Below are 21,169 nucleotides of genomic sequence, written 5' to 3' on the forward strand. Positions count from 1 at the left end.
CTGCTACAGCACGGTGGGGTGATCCAGGGTCCCCCCTCGAGTCACCGAGGCACTCATCGAGGATCGCGTCCGCAATAAAATCATCAATCATGGCACGCAGATGCTTGTCATATTGCGCGCCGTATTGTGCGGCGGTGCGAGCGGCAACCTGCCGCGCCTCGGTTATGGTGAGGGCCAGGTCAGTTGGCAGGCACATCGGACACCCCCCTCTTTCCAGGCATCGTCTCGTCGCATGGGTCGGACGCGAGCGATGGGACACCGGGGGGTGGGTATGCCACCACCTCCCCCAGGTTGCCCATGTCGATGGGCTCTTCCTTGGCTGTATGCGCGACGAGGTGGCGGAAGAGATTCATTGGGCTACCGGGGGTGGGGTGTTGTGAGGGTGGGGGTATGTCAGGGATTGGCCAGGCGGTCGGCCATGCGACGCACCTTCTCGAGGTAGGCACGGCGAGCACGTGCGCGCTCGTCGGCATTGAGCGATGGGCTGGCCATTACCTGATCGTATGCTTTGCGCAGAGTGAGTAGCTGCATGGCGATGGTCTGTGCCGTGTCGAGAGACCCAGCGCCTGGCTTGCGCCCTTCATACCAAGGCTTCACGACGTGGTCGCAGAAGCGGATCACGGCGTATGCTGTGGCGACGATTGCTGTGTTCCAGAGGATGTCTTCAAGCATGATGGGGTCTCCCTTTGTTCTTGCCTTCCCTGCAGTTAGGGAAGGATCGCGGTGTTCCAAAACAGATTCACCAGGCGCCCCACTGAGCGGCCCGACGTGCGCACCAGTCAGCCTCACGCTGGCGCTTGGCGGCCTTGGCTTCTTGCGCGTCCTGGTAAGCGGTGATGGCTTTGGCCAGGCCCAGGCTGATGATGATGCCCACACCGATGGTCAGTGCGGTGAGGGCGAGGATGGCGATGGGTGTCATGATGGCAGTCCTTGTGGCTGGTGTTGCTGTGTTGCTTTCCAGGTAGAAAGGATTTGGGGCCATCCCAAATGGATCGCCCACAAAATCGTTCGGCGTTGTTCTTTGCTTCGATGACGCCACAACATCTTGGGCTGGCCCTTATGGCGCCCGATTGCCTGCTTCACTTTTCACAGAAATCACAGAGCCGGATCTGACAGATCGGCCAAAAACGGCCTCAAAAAGCCTTTTGCTTCCAGAGGCTTATCAACTTTTCACAGGAATAGCACTTACGTGGGCGCGCACTGTGGAAGGCAATCATCATCGAGATTTGAAAGAAGGGGGGATGGGGCATCTTCTTCTTTTCTAACCTTTCGCCCGCGCAAGTGCTGTTTGTGTGAAAAGCGCGTAAGATGTTGAAAAGTAATAAGGTTTTGCCAAGGCTTACAGTGCCCATAATCGGCCGATTAGAAAAATATCACAGCCATTTTGTTGTTGCTTTACAATGGGTTATGCACTTTTCACATAAATCACAGGCGCTTTTTGTGAAAGGTGCGTTTGCAGAGCAGCCCGATCGGGACCCATTTGGCTCCAAGCCGACGGAGATCGGCGGAACCAACCAAGAGCTGCCAACATGGAATCCATCGAGCAAACCCAAATCGAAGCCGCAGCAGCTGCCGCTGTTGCTGACTTCCTCGCCTCTCCCGAGGTTTCGGGGGAAGGCCCAAAGCCTGCTATTGAAGCGCCGCCGGTTCGCATTGCACCAGAGCCATTGGACTTCTTTGGCGACACGTCCCTCACCGGGCGACAGGACATGACGCCGGACATGCTGCCCAAGGTCCTGTGGGATTACGCATCCGACGCGGCGGCCCGCCCAGGACTGAACGTCGCCGCCATCGCCGCCGGATGCATCGTTGCCGCCGCGACCGCCATCCGCGCCGGATGGGTCTTGCAGCCCAAGATCCACGACACCGACTGGATCGAGAAGCCCATCCTTTGGTTCGGCCTCACCGGGCAGTCTGGTGCCAAGAAGACTTCCGCCATCAACGCGGCCGTGGCGCCGCTCACCGCCCTCGAAAAGCGCGCCGAGCTCCAAGCCGAGGAGCTTTGGAAGACATACCGGCGAGAGAAGGCCTTCTACAACGAGGAGATGAAGGTGTGGCGTGCGGACTACAAGGCCGCCCGCAAGGAAGGCGAAACGCACCAAGAGGCCATGGAGAGCTGCCCCAAGCCCGAAGAGCCCGAGAAGCCTGTAGTGCCGCGCATCGTGGCCGACGACACGACCATCGAAAGCCTGATGAAGCTCTGCGCCGACAATCCCGACGGCATCGTCCAGGTGCGCGACGAGTTGTCGGAGTGGCTGGCGTCGTTCGACCTTTACAGCGGCGGCACAGGCAACCGCGACCGCGGCAAATACCTGACCGCCTACAACGGCAGTTCAGCGACCAAGGACCGTGCCAGCGACGAAGAGGGGCCGATGCGCGTGAAGTCGTTTGCCGTGTCCATCATGGGCGGCATCCAAGACAAGGTCCTGGGCGAGCGCTTCAAGAACGACAGCCGCGATGGCTTCTTGGCGCGCTTCCTCCTGTGCCGTGCCGAGCGCCTGGAAGGCCGCGACGTGACGCCTGACTTCAAGGCAGCCCAAGCCTATTTCGAGACCATCTTCCGCCTCCACAGCATGACGTTGCCCGAAACCGTCGGTGGGGACGTTCGGGGCCGCATCCTGATGTCGCCGGGCGCGGCTGCGCTGCGCGAGGAGATCGAGGCCATCTCCCACCACCTGTCCAACCATCCGCTGGTTGTGCCTGGTCTGTCCGACCACCTGAACAAATGGCCGGGGATGTTTTCCCGCCTGTGCCTGGTCTTTCACATGCTCGAAGCGGCGGCGGCCGGCGTAGAGCCCGACCAGCACGTGTCCGAGGAAACCGCCCGTCGCGCCTTCCGCCTCTTGACGGAGTTCTTCCTCCCCGAGGCCGCTCGCGTCTACAACGAGGTCATGCAGGGCGATACCCAGACCCAGCACGCCCGCTGGATCGCCGGCCACATCCTCGCCCAGGGCTTGGAGCGCGTGTCGGTCTTCGAGATCCGTCGTGCCTTCTCTGCGCTGAGTGACGACGTGCGCGCCATCGAGACCGCCACCCAGGTCCTGGAGCTTGGCGCCTGGATCACCCCTGACGGCAAGCGCGCGGCGCGTCACGACTTCGCGAAAATGAAGTTCCGCGTGAACCCGCGCGTCCACGAGATGTTCGCCGAGCGTGCCGACCGCGAGCGTATCGAACGCGAGGCCGCCAAGGAGCGGATCGCCAAGGGCGCCGAGGCGGTGCGCAAGCTGCGCAAGAAGTGATCCCGACTGGGGGCCGGGTTATGCCTCCGCAGCTCACCGCCACGGCGGCACCTGGCCCCTCTTCGGAGGGGCCTTTTCTGTTTTTGGGATCCCCCTGATTTTTACCCATCTGCCCTCCAACAGGGAGGCGCCGATGCGCAGCACAGACTACACCAAAGAGGACCGCAACGCGCTGGCCGTGCGCGCCCAGCAGGGCGACGTGCGAGCGCGGCGCGCGCTGGTGGACGCGATGCAGGGGTTGGTCGTCATGTTCGCGCTGAAAGGCCGCGGATGGAGCGGCGGTCTCGTCGACTTGGAAGACATGAAGACGGAAGCGTGGATCGCCGTTTTCGAGGCGATCGACAAGTTCGACCCGAGTCAGCCAGACGCCAACTTCTCGGGTTTGTGCTCTTGGCTGATGCAGGAAAGGGTCGGCATGGCGGCCCGCGAAGCGGGTGTCGTTCGTCTTGGGCGTGGCAATCGCACAAAAGTAGCCAGCCTCAAGCTGCGCGGGCTCATGTCGGACCATGAGGCCAAAGGCCTGTCAGTGGAACAGGCACTCCATGAGGCGGCGAAGACTCTGCAGATCTCGGAGACCGAGGCGGCGCACATCATGCGCAACGCAAGAACCGTGGCCGTGGGTGTGGAGGAGGGAGAACACGAGCCCGTCGACGAGGGGCCAGACGTCGTGGAGGTCATCAACGAAGACGACACCAAGCGTGTGCTTGGGGAGATGCTGGACATCCTGAACGAGCGCGCGCGGGGCATCGTCGTGGACCGTGCCAACGGTGTTTCACTCGAGGAAATCGGGGAGAGGGTTGGCCTGTCCAGGGAGCGCGTGCGCCGGATCTGGGGCGACGCCATAACGGACCTGCAGACAGAAGCAAAGCGCCGTGGAATCGTGTTTGCGGATCTCTTCTGAACGCATTTTCTTTGTTTATTTTTCCGTGGCTTATGCGATTTTTTGCTTTTCGGCTCCATATTATTTGCGAGGTGGCGCGGCGGGACGCATCTGTCTTGTAAGGGAGGCGATGGTCGCCCCCGCGCAACCGAAGGAACCCCGCCATGAACACCACCGACACCATCACCGCAGCCCTGGAAGCCCGCCGCGCCGATCTCGAGGCTTCTTATGACCGCACCGTGCGCTCCACCTTTGATCGCCTGGCCGAACGTTTTGGGAAGACGTTTGATCGCGTCTACAACACCCACCAGGCGCCCACGTTCAAGAACCTGGTCGAGCCCAACCTGGCCGCGCGCAAGACCGACCGTGTTGGCGAAATCCGCGAACTGGACGACGCCCGCATCGCACGCAACGCGTCCGCCTACGCCACCTTCGTGATCCAGGCATGGGGCGAGAAGATCGCGCAGAAGATGGGTGAGGTCGAATCTGCCGTCGTTTCGTCGCTGGACACCTGGTCGTTCAAAATCGTTGGCCAGGTGAACGGCCACACAGTTCGCATCGAGCAGCGCATGATCGTCAATTTCTCGACCAAGGGCACCCCGTTCAACCAGTTTCCAGCTCGCGTCTACGTGGACGGAAAAGCAACCACCGCCGCTGCCTGGAAGGCGCTTAGCCAGGTTGCAGCCTGACAACACGCGGGGGCTGGCGCCCCCGCACCCCCACAGGAGGACGAAACCCATGACACAAGAACAGCAGATCGCCGGACAGTCCGTCTCTCTGGTCGCTGCCGCGCTTTTTGCCGGCCGGTCGGATGTGGATGTGTGGGCGGCGCTTGACGCCGAGAACCTGGCCCTCGAAGCCGCGCTGGATGAGGGGCGGCTTCGGGATGCCAGCAGGCACCTGACCCGCGTCGAGGCCCTGACGGGCGAAGTGAAGCGGAGGGCATCCGCATGATGCCCAACGTGCAGGTCCTGCGTCGTGCGCCTGGGCTGATGCCGCGCCCGACCCGCGCTTACGTGATGGCCGAGCATGGCCCGTGCGAGCGCGCGCTGTTGCTGCGCCAACGCATTGGGATGGCGCTGGCCATCCTCGCGGCCGCCGAGACGCAGCCGGGCCTCGACCCGCGCGCCGCTGCGCACTGTGCCAGGCTTCGCGCCCAGATTGCGCACCTGCCGACGGCCTGGGAGGGCGCGTTCGGTCGATCGTGGGAGGACGGGCGCCAGCTGCATTGGCTGGAGACCGCACAGAAGCGCGGCCCAGCCGCGCTGGCGTTGCTTGCCCAGGCCTACCCGTGCGGCAGCCACCGCCGGCCCCTGGACGAATACCCGCCATGGCAAGCCGCCCGCGCGACGTGCCTGGCCATCCGGGCCGATGCCGAGCGCGAGGCGCGCCTGGAGATGGACCGCCGCCGCCAGGTCCTGCGCGAGCACATAGCCAGCGCCCGCATGGAGGAAGCCATCCGCGCCGCCCGCACCGCGCGCCGGTGGGAAGAGGCGCAACGCCGCCAAGCCCAGGCCGAGCGCCGCCGGCAGGAACAGGAGCTCCGCGCGTTCCGCACGGGCACGCAGCGCCGGGTGCGGTTCCCGAACGAGCGGCGCAAGCAGCGGGTCCGCAGTCGCTGAAATGGTCCCGCTTTGGCGGGGCCTATCAACTTTCTTTGTTTTATTTTCAATGACTTATGCGATTTTTTAGGTTTTGGCTCCATATTCTTTGCAGACCCGTGAGGCGGGACGCATATGGAATGTATGGGAAGCAATCAAGCGGCCCAACGCCCGAAACAGGGCACAACAGGAGAGAAGACCATGCGCCCACACCACGTTGAACTTGTCGACACGCTGATCGCCTACGTCGGGGCACGGATGCCAAACGACCCGTATGCGGTTTCCATGCTCGAGCTCGCGAGCACGCTGGACCAAGACGATTTTGCTGGAAGCGTCGCGGTCGGCGCGCTTTTGACGCGCGTCCTCAAGGGCGTCGTGTCGGAGATGTCTTTTCGCGCAGTCCCCTTCGATCGCAAGAAGACGCTGGAGGCAATCGACGCGCGTAATGCGAAGGACCCCATCCACATCACCACGATCTACAACATCGTGACGCCTTACAAGATGGGCGATGTCTGGAAAGATGCTTTCGACGGCAAGACGCACGAAGAGATGATGCAGGCGATCCTCGAGCTCCATCTCGCAGGCTACCCTGTTTTTGCGATGGGGCAAACAGAAGGCGATCTGCGGCGCGTGCGGGAGATGAGCGCGGAATGAAACCCACCGCCCACGACCTCCTACGCAGCGCGGCTCGGTTCGGAGCCGCGCCGACGCAGGACGTCCGGCTGGCGCACCTGTGCGACCCGAGTCCGGATGTGCGCCGGTTGGCCTGGTTGGAGCTGTTGAAGAGGTGTCCTGGTTATCGCAGGCTGGAAGAGGCCAGGGCGCGCTAAGCCGCGCCCTTCTTCATGGCAGCCCGCGCAGCCGCAACGCGAGCGGCCAGGGCGGCACGCTCTTGTGGTGTCGGGGCGACTGCGTTCCACACGGCCTCGACCGCCTCTTCTGCCGACCGCGGCATGACGTAGACACCGCCCGCTCGTTCGATGTTGCGCTGGAAGACCTTCTGCGCAGCCCTCTGCCTGCCGGTCGCAGTCTTCATCTCGACGCCGATCCAGCGCCCCTCGAGCGAGCCCTGGACGTCGTTCCCGCCCTCGATGCCGTAAGACACGACCGGGAGGGTGGCGATGGTGCGCAGCACGGCCGCGAGGCCGCCCCGCGCATAGGCCGCTTTGAGGCGCTTGGGCAGCGCACGGATGGACGAGTAGGGCACACCGGATCCCACGTCGCACGTCCAGAACAGCCCGAGGGGTGCAAACGCCGCGGACAGCAGCAGCTCCGCCTTCTTCTGGTCGGTTCTCTCGCTCATGCCGCCTCCTGTTCCTCTGGTGGTGCCATGGCGACGCGCAGGGCCTCCCGCAGCTCTTCCAGCTTGGCGTGCTCTTTGAACCCGGACTCGGCCAGGTCGACTCCGATGGCGATCGCCTCTTCCAGGCGGCCGTCCTTGACCGCTTTCATGGCCCGGCCCTGCAGCTGGTGAAACGCCGCGAACTTGGCGTTCTTCGCGCCGGCCGAGCGCAGCGCCCGAACCTTGCCTTCATAGAACCGCTCGCGCTTGATGGCCTTCTGGGCCTGTGCGTGTGCCGCCTCTTCCTCTTGGCGTTGGACCAGGCGCATCTCCGCGGCGACCGCGGCCGGTATGCGCGGGTCCGGCCCGTGCTCTGTGCCGCAGTAGGGGCACACCGTCGCCGGGGTCTGGTAGACTTGGAGGCACGCGTCGCACCGCCGGCTGGAGATGTCCTCGCCGTCCTCGGTGTGGGTGTGCTTCTTCCTGGTGGGCTCTTCGCCTTCCAGGCACCAGGTTCTGGCCTTCAGCGGGTGGCCGTGCCGGTGCCAGTTGCCCGCGCAGTCCACGACCGTGGCGCGGGGCTTGGGGCCGGCCGCGATGGCCGCCAGGCGCCCCGGCATGGTGTCCAGGTCGAATCCGTCCGCGTAGACCGTCCGCAGGACCCGGCCAACCTGTTGGAGGTAGAGGGACAGGCTTTGGGTTGGCCTCATGAGCAGGCAGGCATCGATGGATGGCAGATCGAAGCCTTCCGATATGACGTCGACGCAGCACAGGACTCTGGTTTCGCCTCGTGCCAGGCGCGCCAGTTTTCCGCTCCGGACCTCTCCCTGGTCCTCGCCCAGCAGGACTTCGGCCGGGATGCCCGCTGCGTTGAACGCCGCAGCGGCCATCTCCGCGTGTTTCTTGGAGCAGCAGAAGGCCACGGCCGTCCCGCCTGGACGGACGTAGCGCTGGAACGACAGGACCGCGTTGCCGAACACCCGCGACCGTTCCAGGGCGGCCTCCATGGCCTCCTGGTCGAAATCCCCGCCGCGCGAACTGACGCCGCGCATGTCGGGCACGAACGGCGCCCAAACGTCCACGTCTGTGAGGTAGCCCTGCTCGACGAACCAGGCGGGCGGCGGGCCGTCGATGTGTGCGTCGAAGATGCCCTGGAAGCCCTTGCCGTCCAGGCGCCACAGGGTCGCCGTGAATCCGATGCGGTAAGCGTCGGGCCAGCCGTTCAAGAATGCCATGTATCCGTCGGCCGGGGAATGGTGGCACTCGTCGATAAGGACCACGTCGGGCACGGGCAGCTTGTCCCAGCGCTTCGCCAGTGTGGGGGCCATCGCCACCTGGATCGTCTTCCACGGTTCGAACGGCGCCCAAGGTGCGACGATTCCAGGATCGCCGCCGGCCGCCCTGATGCGCTTCGCCTGGTCGCGGGCGATCTCTTCACGCGGGACCGTCACCACGACTCTCTTGCCTGCCTGCGCCAGCTGGACCGCCGTCTCTGCTTCGAGGGTGCCCTTGCCCGTGCCCGTCGGCAGCGTGATGACCGGTGCGCGGGCGTCGCCCTTGATGGCTGCGAAGGCCCGGCGCTTGGCCGTGGTCTGGTAATCTCTGGCGGCCAAAAGAAATCCCCCGCGGGTTGCGCGGGGGATATCGGTCCAGGCGGGGCGTCTCGCTTGCCGTCAGAACAGCGGCGTGCCGGCGTCCTCGAAGAACTCGGTGGCGGTGGGTGCTGCTTTGGGCTTTCGACCGGCGGGCAACCGCCCCCGGTGTGCTTCAGCCGCAGTGGCCGCCCAACCCTTGGAGTAGCGCCGACGGCCGGCGATCAAGTCCTTGACACGCTGGACCGACAGGCCCGTGGCCGCGACGAGCTCCCGGCGCGTGCCCTGGGCCTTGGCGCCCGAGGTGTGGTGGAACGTGTGAATCTGGACGTCGGCGTTGCCGTGCTCTTGGAACACGGACAGCTGCACGACCCGCGCGAGCAGGCCGGGGTCCGCCTCGACCAGGGCCGCGCTGCCTTTCAGTGTGAGCATGCTGTGGACATCGCGGGCGTGCCGACGTGCGCCACCGGCGCCCAGCATGGCCGCCACGGTGTCGAGGTAGAGGTGCTGTCCCTTGCACCAATCGGCGGCGCTGAACCAGCCGCTGAGCAGCTTCCAGGGCGTGTCGCGGGTGTAGCTCGGGCTGCCGTTTGCGACGAAATCGAGCAGTTGGTCGGTGGGTGTTGGGGTGTTCATGGGGTGTCTCCTTTTGGTTGGCGATCGGGAAATAGGGACACGGACCCACGATCCAAAACAAAATCGATGCGAACGACCAGGCGCAATACCGCCAAAAAGGTGCACCCCATAAGCCTCTGATATGGATCACGAAAAATATGGGCACCGACGCGCTTTCTTTTTGGGAAGCGCCTCGGATGGACCCATCTGAACCTCACGAGCAGCGCCAGCAGAAGGAAGAACCCCATGGCCAAGATTGAAACCATCGATGCAGAAACTGGCGAGGTCATCGACGCCACCCCGGTCGCACAGTCGGCGCCCATCGCCGTCCAGGCAACCACCGCCATCGCCACGACCGACCCCATGATGGCGATGATCGAGCGCGTGGTGCTTGACCCCAACGCGGACATCTCCAAGCTCGAGCGGTTGCTCGACATGAAGGAGCGCCTGGAAGACCGCGCCCGCGACGACGCGGCGGCCGGCGCCAAGCGCGCCTTCTTCGCCGCCCTGGCATCCGCCCAGGCCGAGATCCCCGTGGTCCTGCGCACCCGCAAGAACAGCTTCGCGGGCTACACTTACGCCGACCTGGCCGACATCGAGACCCAGGCCATGCCCATCATCCGCAAGCATGGCTTCGCCGTCGTGGCGCGGTCCGAGGCGGGCGGTGAGGCTGGCATGCAGCGCGTGCGCATGCAGGTGTCCCACGTCGCCGGGCACGTCGAAGACTTCGCCGACGACTTCCCGATCGACGCCGGCGGCAAGGACGGCAAGAGCAACAAGACCGGCGTGCAGGCCAAGGGCAGCACGACCAGCTACGGCCGTCGCTACATGCTCTGCGGCTTCTTCGGCATCGCCACGGCGGACGACGACGGCCAGGGCGGCCGCCGCGACCCGCGCGCGCGTGGTGTCCAGGCGCCGGCCGCAGCCCCGCAGCCCACGACGCTGTCCGGCCACCAGGTTAACACCCTCCGCAAGCTCATCGCCGAGTCTGCGTCGGAAGAGGCCAAGGTTCTGGCCTTCGCCAAGGCCGACTCCGTCGAGGAAATCGCGCCGGCCGACTACCCGCGTGTCGAGGGGCTGCTGAAGCGGAAGATCGCGGAAGCCAAGGCCAAGAAGGCCGAGGAAGCCGCCAAGCCCGCCGCTGAACCGGCCAAGGCCTGAACCCGAGGCGGGCCCACGCGGCCCGCCACCAAACCCCAACAGGAGAACACGGCCATGGACGGCTCTTTCAACACAGACGGGCTCGAACTGCCCGCACCCGACCTCATCCTCCCCAACGGCGCCCAAGCCTGGCGCGCGGTCGAGCAGGGCAGCTGGGAGTGGCTCATGCTGCGCGCCGGCCTGCCCACCGCCTCGGAGCTCGCCTCGCTCCTGGTGAAGGGCAAGGACCCCAAGAAGGCCAACGGTCTTGGCGCGGGCGCCATCACATACGCCCACACCGTCGCCGCCGAGCTCATCCTGGGCGGGCCAGTCAGCAACTTCCAGGGCAATGAACACACCGAGCGCGGGCACGCTTTGGAGGGCGAGCTGGCCGACAACTACGCGCTCTTGCGTGGCGTCGACCTCGACACGCTGGGCTTCATCCGCCTCGGCCGCTTCGGGTATTCCCCGGACCGCCTGGTGGGCGCCAACGGCCTGTTGGAGGTCAAGGCCCCGCAGCCGCACAAGGTCATCGGCATGCTGCGCGACGCTGACTTCCCGAGCGACTACCGCGCACAGTGCCTGGGCGGCCTGTATGCCACCGACCGCGAATGGATCGACCTGGTGGCCGGCGCGCGGGACCTGCCCGAGTGCATCCGCCGCCTGGACCATGAGCGCGTGCGGGCCGAGGTGGAGGCCCTGCGCGACGCCCTGGACCGGTTCGTGGCTTACGTCGACGACACCGTGGCGTTCATCCGTGGGATCGCAGGCGACGGCCCGGACGCCGCCGCCCTGGCCCAGGCTCTGCCCGTCGCGGCCGAGTGAAAGACCGGCCCCGCTTCGGCGGGGTCGCTTCACTTTGTTTTATTGTTTTTCAAAAGCTTATAAGATTTTCTCCGTTTCGGCTCCGTATTTTTTGGAGTGGTCCCACGTGGTCCCTAATTGATTTGCACGGGAGCGATGGACGCCCCGCCAACCAGGAGAGAGACCATGGCCACCGCAACTTTCGAGGACGACATCACCTACGCCACATGCCCGGTTTTTGACCGGGAGCACGTCGCGGCTTTCAACGACGCCACACTCCCGCTCGAGTATGAAATCTGGGAGGGATGCCAGGGCGACGAACAGTTCGACTGGGAAGTTGGTATCAACCTGCGCCTCATCCGGGCCGAGATTGTCCGCCGCGCCCAAGCCGAGCCCGCGAACGGCGCGCTCCGCGCCTTCGCCGAAGCCAAAGGCATTGAGGTGGCAGCATGAGCAAGGCACCCATCTTCACACCTTTACAGGCCCAGGCGTTTCTCGACGACCTCGCTGCCGTCTTCGCCAAGCATGGCGCTTATGTGGACTACGACGGGAAGCTCTCTGCGATGGAGGACGAGTTCAAGTATGTCGCGATCGACAGCGAAATGGACATCACCTTCAGCGAGTATGACGCGCGCACAGACGACACAGAGTGGTTTAGCGACGATCCGCCCTTTGCCGTCTCCCGTATAGCGCAAACGGCCCACGCCCGCCTCGCGGATGCCGCACGTCTCGCATCAGTCCACGCAGAGGTGGCAGCATGAACACCGCACCCGAAACAGAGGGCGTCGTCCTGGTCCAGCCCGAGACCGTCGCTGCGACGATGGAGATCCTGGAAGAGGCCTTGGCGGCCACCGAGGCCGATCTGTGGCGGGACGACGAGCGGGGTGGGGAGGGCCATTACCACACAGCACACCTCGCGTATTTCCGAACCTATCGGGACCTTTGCTGCGCGGTTGAAACCGGTGATGCAGGAGCGGCGCAGCGGATCGTCGCGCAGTTTGAAGAGGTGGAAGCATGAGCGCGCACGCAAAACTCGCCTTTGTCGCGGAAGCTACCCGCATCGCAGCGGACATGTCCTCTGGAGCACGGCTTTGCTTTAGCGAACCGGAGTTCGACCACAACGACAGCACGGCCTGGTTCCCGATGCCGGAAACAGGCGGCTGGGGCCTTTCAATCCGGGGATACCAAAACGGCAAGGACAAGGGCTGGAGTGTTTGCATTGGCTATCACGACATAACCGGTGAGATGGTCAACAGGTTCTCAGTCCTGGTCGCCGGTTTTGGGGTGGAAGATGTGGCTCCGAAGCTTATTGAACAGATGCGGAGCCATGTCCTGGCCAGCCTCAAGCGCCTCGAGGGGGATCTGATATGACCGCTCACATCTGCAGCCACCTCGGCACCCGCGCGCTCGCCCACATCTCCCAGCGCGACTGGCCCGAAGGCCTGGTCCAGACCGGCCACGAGGACAACGAGACCTGGCTCTACCAGGACGGCCGCCCAGTGCGCCATCTGGGCACAGCGGAGGCCTGGAACCTACTGAACCCGGAAAGGACCTTATGCCCCACCTCCTGATCGTCCTCGACGCCGCTGACCAAGACGCCCGCCTCGCCGCGGGCGTTTTGCTTTCCCCTGGGCCCACGCTTCTCGAAGCTGCGAAGCGCGCGACCAGCGTCCGAAGCGTAGACATGAACGAACGGCCAACATAGAGTGACCCACCAAAGGAATCCCGTCCCGATGATGAAAGATACCCCATCCCTTTTTGGGCATGAGCATGTCCGCACCGCGGAAGAAGAGCTGGCGGCCCACCCGCGCAACCGCACCGAGATTGTGGTCGGCGATGCTCGCAGGATCCTGGCTGATTTTCCGGAGGGGCACTTCCAGACAGTCGTGACGTCGCCGCCCTATTGGGGCCTGCGCGACTACGGCGTGGAGGGCCAGATCGGCGCCGAGATCGATGTTCGGGATTACATCAAGGATCTGGTCGACCTCTTCCGTGAGGTCCGCCGCACGCTGCGCGAGGACGGCACCCTTTGGCTGAACATAGGAGACAGCTACACCAGCGGGGGCCGGACCTGGCGCGACACCGACGCGAAGAACAAGGGCCGCGCCATGTCGTATCGTGCCCCGACGCCCGAGGGGTTGAAGCCGAAGGACCTGATCGGCGTGCCGTGGCGCCTGGCCTTCGCGCTTCAAGACGATGGCTGGTATTTGCGCACGGACATCATCTGGAACAAGCCGAACTGCCAGCCAGAGTCCGTGAAGGACCGGCCGACACGCTCCCATGAATACGTGTTCCTGTTCTCCAAGTCCGAGAAGTATTTCTTCGACCACCTGGCCATCAAAGAGCCGGCCGTTGGCCCGCAGCCCGGCAAGAACCGCCGCACCGTCTGGAACATCAACACCGAGCCTTATCCAGGCAGCCACTTCGCCGTGTATCCGCGCGCGCTGGTCCGCCTGTGCGTCCAGGGCGGCAGTCGGCCGGGCGATAGGGTCCTGGACCCGTTTCTGGGAAGCGGAACCACCGGGGTGGTCTGCAACGAGCTTGGGCGGGACTGCGTGGGTGTCGAGCTGTCGCCCGAGTATGCCGAACTGGCGCGCGCCCGCCTGTTGCGCGGTCGTTAGAAGATCCAGGTGGCGTGGAGCCGGCAGAGGTTCCGGTCCAGGTGCTTGATTTGGAGCTTCCTCTCCGATCCACCGTCGAAGTAGAGCGCATACAGCAGCTGCGGCCCGTTCTCGACGTAGCCATAGCCTGGTTTGGGCGTCTGCCTGGAACCCTCCTGGATGATCAATCGGGCGTTGGCTGCCATAAGGAAGAGGTCCTTGGGTATCTCCAACAGCTCGTATTCCATACGGCCAGGCAACTGGCCAACGTGGCGGAAGGTGAAGATCCGTTCATAGGAACGGAGGTGGTGAAGGAACTTGTCGCGAAGGTCCGGCAGGAGCCATGGCCCCTTACCCAGCTCCATGTATTTGGAGATGTGGACGCTGGTGCGGCTGATGTTCGCTGCGGCCTCTGTCTTCAGCGAGCATGGCACGCCACGTATCTCGATGTCGGCGCCTGGATTGGTCCGAGACTTGGTCAGCTTCGCGGGGATCTGGCACTGCAACAGCGACTGTTCCAAGGCGAACTCGAAGCGGTCTTTCGACAGCGCCTGGCGCGAAAACGCGTGGTGGATGAGGAGGATGTTGCCCAGGGATTCCAGCACGTCGGCGTTGATAATGTCGGACGTCGGATCCGCCCAAAAGGTGCGCGGCGCCTGGAACTTTGCCACTACCGAGTTGACCCAGTGAAGCTGCGCGGGCGTAAGGCCCGGAATGATTACCGTCATGGAGTCCCCTTTTTGGGGGACACTATCCGCCCGGTGCGCTTCGTGTCTATGCACCAGCCGACCCTACGGAAAATTTGCGTTCCGTCGCAGTTCGGAGTATACCAAACAACAGAAAGGCGGGTCGGATATCCGGCCCGCCTTCCTGTCCTGGTAGGACTACCCCCTGTGGGGCTGCCGGCGGCGCCTGTCGCGAACAGGCGCAACCGGGAAGGGTCATGGTGGCGGTTTCATGGGGATCCCCTCCTCTGCTGCTACCTGAACACATCAGCGACGGGCGCGTCACCGCCAAGCGTCTCGCCCGTCGTTGATCTCGTATCCCCAAGCAGGTCGCTCAGGTCTGTGTCGTCGTCGGCACCGTCGGCATTGCCGCTATCATCGATTGTAGCGGGAACGGACCACAGGCCATCCTCAAAAACAAGCCGGCCCTCTTTTTTGGTGCGCGAGAGTGTTGACGTCAGTGTTGTTTGCGCAAGGTCAGAGCGCCACGTGACGTGAAGAAAGGACAAGAGGTCGGCCGAGTTCATCGGTCCGCGCGTGCGCAGTCCGTAGATCGCCGCCTCGGCGACTGTCTGCTCTTTGGATTCCTTTGGGGCCGACGCCACCACATCTTGGGTCGCGGGGCCAAAACCAGCCCCACCCTCGGAGAGCCGTTCCAGGACGCGCTCCGCCACTTCCAGTTCCGCAAGCTCCGCCTGTGCCGCTGCGATTGTCGCGCGGAGGTCGGCCATGCGGCTTTTGATGCGTGTCTGGTATCCTGATCTGCTCATAGCGCCGTTCCTCAAGTTCTACCCCCTTATAAACGGTTATCCGGCGTGGCGCAACGGGTCGTCAACGCCGTGGATAAACAAGGGGATTGCCGTTGCAAAGTTCGCCGATAGCGAATTACGCAACGGACGCACGCAACGAATTATTTAGCCGCAAGACGGCCATCAAAACGATGCAATTTCAAGGTGTTGTAGGCTCTCGGCACCCGCCACCTTCCGTCTTTCCCGTGTTGAGAAAGTCGGAGGTTGCGCATGAGTGCCTATCAACAGATCACCGAAAAAATCGCCGAGGCGATTCGCCAGGGCGTGGACGGGTCGGGCTATCGGATGCCTTGGCACAACACCGGCGGGCGCCCTGTCAACATCGCTTCGCAGCGGGCGTATCGGGGAATCAACACCTTGTCGTTGTGGGCAAGCGCCCAGGAACGGGGCTATGTTTCGAGCCTGTGGGGCACGCTGAAACAGTGGAACACGGCCGGCGCGAAGGTCCGGAAGGGCGAGCGTGCGAGCCTCATCGTGTTCTGGAAAGACCTTCCACGCAACGAGGCGCCGGCTGAGGGTGAAGAGGACGCCAATAAACGTTTCGTGTTGAAAACGTCCTACGCGTTCAACGCGGATCAGGTTGACGGCTGGGAGGCCAGGGCGGCCGAGCCGAACCGCGAGCCCTGCGCGGCCGAGCGCCTCGTGGCGGCCGCCGGCGTCGATCTTCGTATCGGCGGTGGGCGCGCGTTTTACCACACGAAACAGGACTTTGTCGCGATGCCGCCCTTGTCCAGCTTCTTTCTGGCCGACGCCTACCAGAGCGTGCTCCTGCACGAGGCAGCCCACTGGACTGGCCACACATCCAGGCTGGACCGGCAGTTCGGGCAGCGCTTCGGGGACAAAGCGTATGCGTTCGAGGAGCTGGTCGCCGAGTTGTCGGCGGCGTTCCTGTGCGCGGATCTGGGCGTCAGCAACGAGCCGCGAGCGGATCACGCCGAATACGTGGCGTCCTGGTTGAAGGTCCTGCAATCCGACCCGCGCGCCGTGTTTACTGCCGCAGCGAAAGCCACCAAAGCAGCTGATTTCCTTCTGTCTTTTCAAGGGGAAGAGGAAAAAAGCGCGGCGTGATTTGGGATCGCGCGCGCTTTGTCCCATCTGCTTATCAAGCAACAAACAAAGGATGACACCATGACCGCCATCATCTCCGCACAGGGTCGCATCGCCAAGGTTGGCGAGATCCGCGCCGCCGGCAACTCCGAGGTCCTCGAAGCCCGCGTGGCCGTCGACAACGGGTGGGGCGACCGCCGCAAGACCGACTTCCTGAGCCTGAAAATCTGGGGCCCGATGGCCCGCACCATGGAGACCCGGCTCAAGGTCGGCGGCCAGGTGTTCTTCTCGGGCGAGTTCTCGACCAACGAATGGGGCAACGAGGGCGCCAAGAAGTTGGACCTGCAGGTCCGTGTCAACATCCTGGAACTCATCGGCCCCCGCGACGCAGCGGGTTCGGACGACCGCCGCGCCGCTGGGGCCGGGTCCACATCTCCCCTTGGCCGTCAGGCCTCCGGCGGGGCAGCGGCGGTCACCGACACATACGGCGACGACGAGATCCCGTTCTGATTTCCGGGGGCGATCCTGGGGCAGGTGGCGTCACCCGTCCTCCCGCAAGGGTCCTATCAAGCCTCTGTCCGTGCCCCCAGCCCGCATCGGGTTGCATATGGCGGAAACAGAGGAACGACGCGCAGGGACGGCGAGACAGTCCACCGGGGCGGCGCGCCAACGCAGCTCCAACCGGCCGGGCGGTATATCCCGGAAGATTTGGTGGCAGTCAGATAAGAGGCCAAACGCGCAGGCGCCACTACGGCGCCGTATAGTGGCCCGCCATCGAAAGGGGCAGCTCGACGGGGCTGCCCCGCCAATCCCCGGCTGGAGAGGGGCACGTTTTCCCAGCTTGGTGGTCCCGACCATGGTCAACAGGGGCGGGGCGGTCTTCGGGCCGCCCTTTGCTTTGCGGCGCAGCTACGCAGCACTATCGCCGATAGTGGCGTGCACCTGCGACGTTAATTTCAACACACATAGAGGAGCCCCAGCATGTTCTGGCTTGGCCGTTTGAACGCTATTCTCGCCATCGTCGCATTCGTCGGCCTGGTCATCGTCTGGTCAATCCAAGGCCCCGCGGGCGCCGCTGGCTGGCTCATCATCATGCTCCTGGTGCGGGTCGCCATCCGCATCCTGGACGTCGTGTGGACCGCCGCCACCGGCAACCCCCTATTCTACCACACGAAGCTCCTGGACCGGCGCGATGAGTGAAACCTGGCGCCCCATTGGGGTGTTCGTCATGCCGCTGGTGGACATGCGGTTCGTCATAAAGGGGCGCGCGAACGCCAACGAGCCGCCGCTCACCCGCATGGAACCAGCGGCGTTCCTGGCCCTGGTCGAGGAGTCCGGCCCCGACGACGACCCACCGGCCGCTGCCTGATATTCTGCAATATAAGCCCATACAAAACAGGCACTTAACGGCACCGCGCAATGCGGTGCCGGTTTCTTTTTTGGATCGGTTTCCGTGTCCCTATTTCCTGATCGCAACCAACAAACCCAGAGGGAACAGGGACATGCGCAAGATTTACTTCGCCAGCTACTACGTCAGCGACGATGCCGGGGACGACCGGACCCAAAATGTCGCAATGACGCGGGATGAGGTCGAGGCCGTTCTTCGGAAGCGCGCCAAGAAAGCCGAGAAGAAGGCAAGGAAAGCCCAGCAGGAGCTGGATGCCTTCCTTGCTCTGGAAGGCGGTGCAGCATGAACCGCGCCGTCAAACGGGCCCAGGTCGCCCAGAAACGCAAGGCCGCCAAAACCCACGACGCCCTTGCCCGCCGCATCGGCGCCGGGCTGGATACCCTGCGCGCGCTGGCGTCGCTCGAAAGCGGCATCCCGGCGCAGTTCATCGGCGTCGCCGTGGAGGGCGAGGTAGTGAAGATCTGGGACACGCGGGTGGCGGTGGTGTCCATCGCGCCGAAGACGCCTTCGCCGGTGTTCCTGGACGAGGTGGACGCCGAGGGCTTTGAGCCGGCTGTGGAAGGCGGTGCGGCATGAGCGCAGTCCCATTCCTCTACTTCGTCATGGTCCACTTCTCGCTGGAGACGATTTTCAGCAGCAGGAAGAGCCCCGAGCAGGCCGCCCTCTGTGGCCTTGTGGTGGTCTTGGCCGCTGCGATTGCCTTGCTGGCGGAAGGCGGTGCGGCATGATGTCCGACCTCACGGATTTCTTCTTCTCAACCGCCGAGCCGGCGCCGTCGCGCCAAGTCCGCCGCGCCCAGGAACGGGCGGCCGCGAAGGTGACCGCGCGGGAAGGGCGCGCGGCCGCGAGGAAGGCGGCCGCGGGCTTCGACACGGACGCCTTCAGGTTTGACGTCACCAGAATATTCGAAAGCCTGGAAAGGGAGACACCCGAGCAGCGCAGATCGGCGGCACTTGAGCGTGCGGAGCAGGCCCGCCGTGCAGACGCCGAACGTGAGGAGGTGTGGCGCAAGCGCGTCCTGCGGCAGGGCCCGGTCCCCATCGAGGCCGTCGCGTTCGACGGCCGGGACGACGAATACCTCGTGGCCCCGTCCCGCCCAGGCAACAAGCCCGGCACCATCCGGATTCGGATCTTCGGCCTCTCCGGGAATGTCTGGACCGGTGAAAGACGCGAGGACCACGGCCGTCACGAGGTCCCAATGACGCCGCAGGGACCGGTCGAGCCCGGCACGGCCGAGGATCTGTGGTTCAAGCTGTCCGCCCACAAGCGCATGGCGATGTTCGCCGCCGTCGCGCGCCGGCAGATACCGCCGAAGCACCGAGAGGCGGTTGCATCATGACCGACCCCTTCACCTTCTCGCTCGACCGCCTTCGCATCAGAGCCATCCCGCGCGAGGACAACACCGAACACATCCAGTGGGCGTATCTGCTCCCCGCTGGCGGCGAGCTGGTCCGCGACCTGTTCCGCTTCATGCCTGACCCGAGGGGCGGGATCCTTGGGGGTGGCGGCGGTGGTGTGGGCGGCGCCTTCTACGATCACAGCAGCCGCTACCCGTTCGGCCTGCCCGAAGAGGCCCGGCCTCTTTGGGTGGAGTTCAGGGCGCACGTGGCACAGCTGACTGCCCACCAGCGGCTGGCATGGATGGCGGCGGCGCAGGCCGAACAGGTGGCGCCATGACTGACCACCGCGCCTTCTTCTTCGCCGTCAGGCGTGGCTGCGAGCCCGTCCTGGTTCCAAACAAGAGCGCGCACGCACTCCTCCATTGGGCCGCAAAGGGGCATGAGGTCTTTGAGGTTCGTTGGAGCGATGAGTGGGACCACATCCTTATGGCCCCGGACGAGCAATACCGACTATACGATCTTCTTGGGGATAATGTTTTTGCGGACTCATGGGCTGTGATGAGTGCGGCCCAGGCAATACGCGACAGGGTGGCCGCTCTAATCCGAGCAAAAACCGAGCAAACACCCAACCTGGTGTGAGCCGATTCTGAGCAAAAGATGTAGCAAAACGCCGCCCTTTTGGGGCGGCGTTTTTGTCTATCGTCTTGTTTTAGATCGTCTTTTCACCCTTTGCGGGGCGAGTTAGTTGGTGGAGCCAGGGGGAATCGAACCCCCGACCTCTTGAATGCCATTCAAGCGCTCTCCCATCTGAGCTATGACCCCACCGGAGAGAACTCGCGCCGTCGCCGTCGCGATGCCGGGTGTTTAGGGTAGGTCGCCGGGGGGCGCAAGCGGAAAATTCCGCCTTTTTTCACCCGGCGTTCCCTTACACTTCCTCTTCGTCGCCCGGCACGTCGGCCAGGTCGTCCAGCGACACATTGTCGTCGGCATCGTCTTCCAGAAGATCATCGTCCAGCTCGCTGTCGTCGGCGGCCGCACCTTCCAGGAGCGCGTCTTCATTCTCCAGATCCTCGACCAGGACGTCATCATCCTTGTCGGGAACGGCGCGCGAGATGACCGAGGCGGCCATCTTGCGGCGGACGGATTCGATGTCCACGACCTCGCCCGTGTAGGGGCTTACGATCGGGGTCCGGTTCAGGTCGTAGAAGCGCTTGCCGGTGGTCGGGCAGATGCGCTTCGTGCCCCATTCTTCCTTGGGCATGGTCGTCCCTTTGAGTGGTGGGTGGCGGAATGACGCCGCTTGCCACAGGTGCGGGCGACTGTCAAAGCCTTTTGCTTCGCCCGGCAAGTGGCTATTCTCGCGCCAGCATTCAAGGGGTTTCCATGCCGGTCCTGCCGGGTTCTCCGCCGGTCGAGGTGCATCTGAAGCGGTCCGCGCGGGCGCGGCGATTCTCGCTGCGCGTCTCGCGGCTGGACGGCAAGGTCACGCTCTCGATTCCGACCCGCGCGCGGGAGGCCGAGGCGATGGCCTTCCTGCGCGGGCAGGAGGGCTGGCTGCGGCAGACCCTCTCGGCGATCCCCGAGACGGCGGCGCGCACCGTCGGCCTTGGGGCGACGCTCCCGGTCGAGGGATTGCCGCTCCTGTTGGCGCCGGGCTCGGGTCGCGGGCTGCGGGTCGAGAACGGGCAGCTCTTGGTCCCGGGCGATCCCGCTTTGGCGGGGGCAAGGGTGGCCGCCTGGCTGAAGGTGCTGGCCCGCGACCGCCTCGCCTCCGCCTCGGCCCGCTATGCGGCCCGGGTCGGGCGCAGCTATTCCTCGCTGGCACTGCGGGACACCCGCTCGCGCTGGGGCTCCTGCTCGCCGGACGGGCGGCTGATGTATTCCTGGCGGCTGATCCTCGCCCCGCCCGCGGTGCTGGACTATGTCGCCGCGCATGAGGTCGCGCATCTGGTCGAGCTGAACCATTCGCCCGCCTACTGGCGGGTCGTGACCGGGATCTGCCCCGACTGGCGGCAGCATCGCGGCTGGCTGCATGAGCATGGCTCGACCCTGCACCGCTTTCGCTTTCAGGATTGACCCCTGCGGCG

33 protein-coding genes and 1 tRNA gene are annotated in these 21,169 nt (G+C 64.4%); 25 read left to right on the top strand and 9 right to left on the bottom strand.

The features are described 5' to 3' along the window. Positions 1-393: 393 nt before the first annotated feature. Positions 394-672, bottom strand: coding sequence for a hypothetical protein (locus I7S92_RS12345; RefSeq protein ID WP_197644673.1), 279 nt, complete (start codon positions 670-672; stop codon positions 394-396). A 67-nt stretch (positions 673-739) separates the two neighbouring features. Then, positions 740-919 (bottom strand): hypothetical protein, encoded by a 180-nt coding sequence (locus I7S92_RS12350; protein ID WP_197644676.1) that lies wholly within the window; start codon positions 917-919, stop codon positions 740-742. Between the two features lie 610 nt (positions 920-1,529). On the opposite strand from I7S92_RS12350, the gene I7S92_RS12355 reads away from it, so the two are divergent. The 6 genes from I7S92_RS12355 to I7S92_RS12380 all read left to right on the top strand — a co-directional run bounded on the left by I7S92_RS12355 (position 1,530) and on the right by I7S92_RS12380 (position 6,374). Continuing rightward, entirely contained in the window at positions 1,530-3,239 is a 1,710-nt protein-coding gene (locus tag I7S92_RS12355; protein WP_197644679.1) for a DUF3987 domain-containing protein, read from the top strand. A gap of 133 nt (positions 3,240-3,372) precedes the next feature. Then, positions 3,373-4,140, top strand: a complete 768-nt coding sequence (locus tag I7S92_RS12360) for a sigma-70 family RNA polymerase sigma factor (protein ID WP_197644682.1) — start codon at positions 3,373-3,375, stop codon at positions 4,138-4,140. 143 nt (positions 4,141-4,283) lie between these two features. Further along, on the top strand, positions 4,284-4,808 hold the full coding sequence (locus tag I7S92_RS12365) for a hypothetical protein (protein WP_197644685.1): 525 nt from the start codon (positions 4,284-4,286) through the stop codon (positions 4,806-4,808). A gap of 49 nt (positions 4,809-4,857) precedes the next feature. After that, complete coding sequence (locus tag I7S92_RS12370; protein ID WP_197644688.1) at positions 4,858-5,073, top strand: hypothetical protein; 216 nt, start codon at positions 4,858-4,860, stop codon at positions 5,071-5,073. Then, positions 5,070-5,741, top strand: coding sequence for a hypothetical protein (locus tag I7S92_RS12375; RefSeq protein ID WP_197644691.1), 672 nt, complete (start codon positions 5,070-5,072; stop codon positions 5,739-5,741). The genes I7S92_RS12370 and I7S92_RS12375 overlap by 4 nt, the downstream gene beginning before the upstream one ends. Positions 5,742-5,864: 123 nt before the next feature. Further along, positions 5,865-6,374, top strand: a complete 510-nt coding sequence (locus I7S92_RS12380) for a hypothetical protein (protein WP_197644694.1) — start codon at positions 5,865-5,867, stop codon at positions 6,372-6,374. 172 nt (positions 6,375-6,546) lie between these two features. Here I7S92_RS12380 and I7S92_RS12385 read toward each other — a convergent pair whose 3' ends face one another. The 3 genes from I7S92_RS12385 to I7S92_RS12395 are packed head-to-tail and all read right to left on the bottom strand — an operon-like array spanning position 6,547 to position 9,230. Then, positions 6,547-7,023 carry a hypothetical protein gene (locus I7S92_RS12385; RefSeq protein ID WP_197644698.1) on the bottom strand — a complete coding sequence of 159 codons (477 nt, stop codon included), beginning with the start codon at positions 7,021-7,023 and terminating at the stop codon, positions 6,547-6,549. Then, a complete protein-coding gene (locus I7S92_RS12390; protein ID WP_197644701.1) occupies positions 7,020-8,615 on the bottom strand; it encodes a DEAD/DEAH box helicase in 1,596 nt (531 codons plus the stop codon). Before I7S92_RS12390 ends, I7S92_RS12385 begins: the two co-directional genes overlap by 4 nt. 60 nt (positions 8,616-8,675) lie before the next feature. After that, positions 8,676-9,230 (bottom strand): hypothetical protein, encoded by a 555-nt coding sequence (locus I7S92_RS12395; RefSeq protein WP_197644704.1) that lies wholly within the window; start codon positions 9,228-9,230, stop codon positions 8,676-8,678. Between the two features lie 225 nt (positions 9,231-9,455). Between I7S92_RS12395 and I7S92_RS12400 the strand changes: the two genes are divergently transcribed. The 8 genes from I7S92_RS12400 to I7S92_RS12435 all read left to right on the top strand — a co-directional run bounded on the left by I7S92_RS12400 (position 9,456) and on the right by I7S92_RS12435 (position 13,774). After that, the gene (locus tag I7S92_RS12400; protein ID WP_197644707.1) at positions 9,456-10,370 is read left to right on the top strand and encodes an ERF family protein; all 915 of its coding nucleotides are present in this window, start codon (positions 9,456-9,458) and stop codon (positions 10,368-10,370) included. Between the two features lie 54 nt (positions 10,371-10,424). Next, positions 10,425-11,174: a YqaJ viral recombinase family protein gene (locus tag I7S92_RS12405; RefSeq protein WP_197644710.1), complete on the top strand. Its 750-nt coding sequence runs from the start codon at positions 10,425-10,427 to the stop codon at positions 11,172-11,174. Positions 11,175-11,339: 165 nt separating this feature from the next. Continuing rightward, positions 11,340-11,606, top strand: coding sequence for a hypothetical protein (locus I7S92_RS12410; protein WP_197644713.1), 267 nt, complete (start codon positions 11,340-11,342; stop codon positions 11,604-11,606). Then, a complete protein-coding gene (locus I7S92_RS12415) occupies positions 11,603-11,914 on the top strand; it encodes a hypothetical protein (protein ID WP_197644716.1) in 312 nt (103 codons plus the stop codon). Before I7S92_RS12410 ends, I7S92_RS12415 begins: the two co-directional genes overlap by 4 nt. Then, the gene (locus tag I7S92_RS12420; protein ID WP_197644718.1) at positions 11,911-12,171 is read left to right on the top strand and encodes a hypothetical protein; all 261 of its coding nucleotides are present in this window, start codon (positions 11,911-11,913) and stop codon (positions 12,169-12,171) included. Before I7S92_RS12415 ends, I7S92_RS12420 begins: the two co-directional genes overlap by 4 nt. Continuing rightward, positions 12,168-12,524 (top strand): hypothetical protein, encoded by a 357-nt coding sequence (locus I7S92_RS12425; protein WP_197644720.1) that lies wholly within the window; start codon positions 12,168-12,170, stop codon positions 12,522-12,524. Before I7S92_RS12420 ends, I7S92_RS12425 begins: the two co-directional genes overlap by 4 nt. After that, positions 12,521-12,724 carry a hypothetical protein gene (locus tag I7S92_RS12430; protein ID WP_197644723.1) on the top strand — a complete coding sequence of 68 codons (204 nt, stop codon included), beginning with the start codon at positions 12,521-12,523 and terminating at the stop codon, positions 12,722-12,724. The genes I7S92_RS12425 and I7S92_RS12430 overlap by 4 nt, the downstream gene beginning before the upstream one ends. Positions 12,725-12,886: 162 nt before the next feature. Then, positions 12,887-13,774 (top strand): DNA-methyltransferase, encoded by an 888-nt coding sequence (locus I7S92_RS12435; protein ID WP_197644726.1) that lies wholly within the window; start codon positions 12,887-12,889, stop codon positions 13,772-13,774. On the opposite strand, the gene I7S92_RS12440 is transcribed toward I7S92_RS12435, so the two are convergent. After that, positions 13,771-14,481 (bottom strand): hypothetical protein, encoded by a 711-nt coding sequence (locus tag I7S92_RS12440; RefSeq protein WP_197644728.1) that lies wholly within the window; start codon positions 14,479-14,481, stop codon positions 13,771-13,773. The genes I7S92_RS12435 and I7S92_RS12440 overlap by 4 nt on opposite strands. 251 nt (positions 14,482-14,732) lie before the next feature. Beyond that, positions 14,733-15,209, bottom strand: a complete 477-nt coding sequence (locus tag I7S92_RS12445; RefSeq protein ID WP_197644731.1) for a hypothetical protein — start codon at positions 15,207-15,209, stop codon at positions 14,733-14,735. Between I7S92_RS12445 and I7S92_RS12450 the strand changes: the two genes are divergently transcribed. The 10 genes from I7S92_RS12450 (at position 15,208) to I7S92_RS12495 (ending at position 19,419) form a co-directional block, all read left to right on the top strand. Next, positions 15,208-15,396: a hypothetical protein gene (locus tag I7S92_RS12450; RefSeq protein ID WP_197644733.1), complete on the top strand. Its 189-nt coding sequence runs from the start codon at positions 15,208-15,210 to the stop codon at positions 15,394-15,396. The genes I7S92_RS12445 and I7S92_RS12450 overlap by 2 nt on opposite strands. A 101-nt stretch (positions 15,397-15,497) precedes the next feature. Then, positions 15,498-16,355, top strand: a complete 858-nt coding sequence (locus I7S92_RS12455; protein ID WP_197644736.1) for an ArdC family protein — start codon at positions 15,498-15,500, stop codon at positions 16,353-16,355. 60 nt (positions 16,356-16,415) lie between these two features. Continuing rightward, on the top strand, positions 16,416-16,844 hold the full coding sequence (locus tag I7S92_RS12460) for a single-stranded DNA-binding protein (RefSeq protein WP_197644739.1): 429 nt from the start codon (positions 16,416-16,418) through the stop codon (positions 16,842-16,844). A gap of 471 nt (positions 16,845-17,315) precedes the next feature. Beyond that, the gene (locus I7S92_RS12465; RefSeq protein ID WP_197644742.1) at positions 17,316-17,534 is read left to right on the top strand and encodes a hypothetical protein; all 219 of its coding nucleotides are present in this window, start codon (positions 17,316-17,318) and stop codon (positions 17,532-17,534) included. After that, positions 17,527-17,703, top strand: coding sequence for a hypothetical protein (locus I7S92_RS12470; RefSeq protein WP_197644745.1), 177 nt, complete (start codon positions 17,527-17,529; stop codon positions 17,701-17,703). Before I7S92_RS12465 ends, I7S92_RS12470 begins: the two co-directional genes overlap by 8 nt. Positions 17,704-17,836: 133 nt before the next feature. Then, on the top strand, positions 17,837-18,028 hold the full coding sequence (locus tag I7S92_RS12475) for a hypothetical protein (protein WP_197644748.1): 192 nt from the start codon (positions 17,837-17,839) through the stop codon (positions 18,026-18,028). Then, positions 18,025-18,318: a hypothetical protein gene (locus I7S92_RS12480; RefSeq protein WP_197644751.1), complete on the top strand. Its 294-nt coding sequence runs from the start codon at positions 18,025-18,027 to the stop codon at positions 18,316-18,318. The genes I7S92_RS12475 and I7S92_RS12480 overlap by 4 nt, the downstream gene beginning before the upstream one ends. Next, a complete protein-coding gene (locus I7S92_RS12485) occupies positions 18,315-18,470 on the top strand; it encodes a hypothetical protein (RefSeq protein ID WP_197644754.1) in 156 nt (51 codons plus the stop codon). Before I7S92_RS12480 ends, I7S92_RS12485 begins: the two co-directional genes overlap by 4 nt. Then, positions 18,467-19,081, top strand: a complete 615-nt coding sequence (locus I7S92_RS12490; RefSeq protein ID WP_197644756.1) for a hypothetical protein — start codon at positions 18,467-18,469, stop codon at positions 19,079-19,081. Before I7S92_RS12485 ends, I7S92_RS12490 begins: the two co-directional genes overlap by 4 nt. Next, positions 19,078-19,419, top strand: coding sequence for a hypothetical protein (locus I7S92_RS12495; protein WP_197644758.1), 342 nt, complete (start codon positions 19,078-19,080; stop codon positions 19,417-19,419). Before I7S92_RS12490 ends, I7S92_RS12495 begins: the two co-directional genes overlap by 4 nt. Positions 19,420-19,828: 409 nt before the next feature. Here I7S92_RS12495 and I7S92_RS12500 read toward each other — a convergent pair. Together I7S92_RS12500 and I7S92_RS12505 are read right to left on the bottom strand one after the other, a co-directional pair. Beyond that, positions 19,829-19,904, bottom strand: a tRNA-Ala gene (locus I7S92_RS12500). Positions 19,905-20,007: 103 nt separating this feature from the next. Then, the gene (locus I7S92_RS12505; RefSeq protein WP_197644760.1) at positions 20,008-20,343 is read right to left on the bottom strand and encodes a TIGR02300 family protein; all 336 of its coding nucleotides are present in this window, start codon (positions 20,341-20,343) and stop codon (positions 20,008-20,010) included. Positions 20,344-20,465: 122 nt separating this feature from the next. On the opposite strand from I7S92_RS12505, the gene I7S92_RS12510 reads away from it, so the two are divergent. Further along, positions 20,466-21,158 (top strand): M48 family metallopeptidase, encoded by a 693-nt coding sequence (locus I7S92_RS12510; RefSeq protein WP_197644762.1) that lies wholly within the window; start codon positions 20,466-20,468, stop codon positions 21,156-21,158. Positions 21,159-21,169 lie beyond the last annotated feature (11 nt).

The organism is Tabrizicola soli, assembly GCF_015999335.1.
GTDB lineage: Bacteria > Pseudomonadota > Alphaproteobacteria > Rhodobacterales > Rhodobacteraceae > Tabrizicola > Tabrizicola soli.

Excerpts from the sequence above, each read along its gene's own strand:
- I7S92_RS12485 (WP_197644754.1), top strand. The coding sequence starts at position 18,315 with ATGAGCGCAGTCCCATTCCTCTACTTCGTCATGGTCCACTTCTCGCTG.
- I7S92_RS12490 (WP_197644756.1), top strand. The coding sequence starts at position 18,467 with ATGATGTCCGACCTCACGGATTTCTTCTTCTCAACCGCCGAGCCGGCG.
- I7S92_RS12345 (WP_197644673.1), bottom strand. The coding sequence starts at position 672 with ATGCTTGAAGACATCCTCTGGAACACAGCAATCGTCGCCACAGCATAC.
- I7S92_RS12510 (WP_197644762.1), top strand. The coding sequence starts at position 20,466 with ATGCCGGTCCTGCCGGGTTCTCCGCCGGTCGAGGTGCATCTGAAGCGG.
- I7S92_RS12415 (WP_197644716.1), top strand. The coding sequence starts at position 11,603 with ATGAGCAAGGCACCCATCTTCACACCTTTACAGGCCCAGGCGTTTCTC.
- I7S92_RS12350 (WP_197644676.1), bottom strand. The coding sequence starts at position 919 with ATGACACCCATCGCCATCCTCGCCCTCACCGCACTGACCATCGGTGTG.
- I7S92_RS12410 (WP_197644713.1), top strand. The coding sequence starts at position 11,340 with ATGGCCACCGCAACTTTCGAGGACGACATCACCTACGCCACATGCCCG.
- I7S92_RS12495 (WP_197644758.1), top strand. The coding sequence starts at position 19,078 with ATGACCGACCCCTTCACCTTCTCGCTCGACCGCCTTCGCATCAGAGCC.
- I7S92_RS12475 (WP_197644748.1), top strand. The coding sequence starts at position 17,837 with ATGCGCAAGATTTACTTCGCCAGCTACTACGTCAGCGACGATGCCGGG.
- I7S92_RS12405 (WP_197644710.1), top strand. The coding sequence starts at position 10,425 with ATGGACGGCTCTTTCAACACAGACGGGCTCGAACTGCCCGCACCCGAC.
- I7S92_RS12395 (WP_197644704.1), bottom strand. The coding sequence starts at position 9,230 with ATGAACACCCCAACACCCACCGACCAACTGCTCGATTTCGTCGCAAAC.
- I7S92_RS12360 (WP_197644682.1), top strand. The coding sequence starts at position 3,373 with ATGCGCAGCACAGACTACACCAAAGAGGACCGCAACGCGCTGGCCGTG.
- I7S92_RS12365 (WP_197644685.1), top strand. The coding sequence starts at position 4,284 with ATGAACACCACCGACACCATCACCGCAGCCCTGGAAGCCCGCCGCGCC.
- I7S92_RS12460 (WP_197644739.1), top strand. The coding sequence starts at position 16,416 with ATGACCGCCATCATCTCCGCACAGGGTCGCATCGCCAAGGTTGGCGAG.
- I7S92_RS12355 (WP_197644679.1), top strand. The coding sequence starts at position 1,530 with ATGGAATCCATCGAGCAAACCCAAATCGAAGCCGCAGCAGCTGCCGCT.
- I7S92_RS12400 (WP_197644707.1), top strand. The coding sequence starts at position 9,456 with ATGGCCAAGATTGAAACCATCGATGCAGAAACTGGCGAGGTCATCGAC.
- I7S92_RS12380 (WP_197644694.1), top strand. The coding sequence starts at position 5,865 with ATGGGAAGCAATCAAGCGGCCCAACGCCCGAAACAGGGCACAACAGGA.
- I7S92_RS12430 (WP_197644723.1), top strand. The coding sequence starts at position 12,521 with ATGACCGCTCACATCTGCAGCCACCTCGGCACCCGCGCGCTCGCCCAC.
- I7S92_RS12455 (WP_197644736.1), top strand. The coding sequence starts at position 15,498 with ATGAGTGCCTATCAACAGATCACCGAAAAAATCGCCGAGGCGATTCGC.
- I7S92_RS12420 (WP_197644718.1), top strand. The coding sequence starts at position 11,911 with ATGAACACCGCACCCGAAACAGAGGGCGTCGTCCTGGTCCAGCCCGAG.
- I7S92_RS12465 (WP_197644742.1), top strand. The coding sequence starts at position 17,316 with ATGTTCTGGCTTGGCCGTTTGAACGCTATTCTCGCCATCGTCGCATTC.
- I7S92_RS12440 (WP_197644728.1), bottom strand. The coding sequence starts at position 14,481 with ATGACGGTAATCATTCCGGGCCTTACGCCCGCGCAGCTTCACTGGGTC.
- I7S92_RS12385 (WP_197644698.1), bottom strand. The coding sequence starts at position 7,023 with ATGAGCGAGAGAACCGACCAGAAGAAGGCGGAGCTGCTGCTGTCCGCG.
- I7S92_RS12470 (WP_197644745.1), top strand. The coding sequence starts at position 17,527 with ATGAGTGAAACCTGGCGCCCCATTGGGGTGTTCGTCATGCCGCTGGTG.
- I7S92_RS12505 (WP_197644760.1), bottom strand. The coding sequence starts at position 20,343 with ATGCCCAAGGAAGAATGGGGCACGAAGCGCATCTGCCCGACCACCGGC.
- I7S92_RS12375 (WP_197644691.1), top strand. The coding sequence starts at position 5,070 with ATGATGCCCAACGTGCAGGTCCTGCGTCGTGCGCCTGGGCTGATGCCG.
- I7S92_RS12435 (WP_197644726.1), top strand. The coding sequence starts at position 12,887 with ATGATGAAAGATACCCCATCCCTTTTTGGGCATGAGCATGTCCGCACC.
- I7S92_RS12480 (WP_197644751.1), top strand. The coding sequence starts at position 18,025 with ATGAACCGCGCCGTCAAACGGGCCCAGGTCGCCCAGAAACGCAAGGCC.
- I7S92_RS12425 (WP_197644720.1), top strand. The coding sequence starts at position 12,168 with ATGAGCGCGCACGCAAAACTCGCCTTTGTCGCGGAAGCTACCCGCATC.
- I7S92_RS12450 (WP_197644733.1), top strand. The coding sequence starts at position 15,208 with ATGCGGCTTTTGATGCGTGTCTGGTATCCTGATCTGCTCATAGCGCCG.
- I7S92_RS12445 (WP_197644731.1), bottom strand. The coding sequence starts at position 15,209 with ATGGCCGACCTCCGCGCGACAATCGCAGCGGCACAGGCGGAGCTTGCG.
- I7S92_RS12370 (WP_197644688.1), top strand. The coding sequence starts at position 4,858 with ATGACACAAGAACAGCAGATCGCCGGACAGTCCGTCTCTCTGGTCGCT.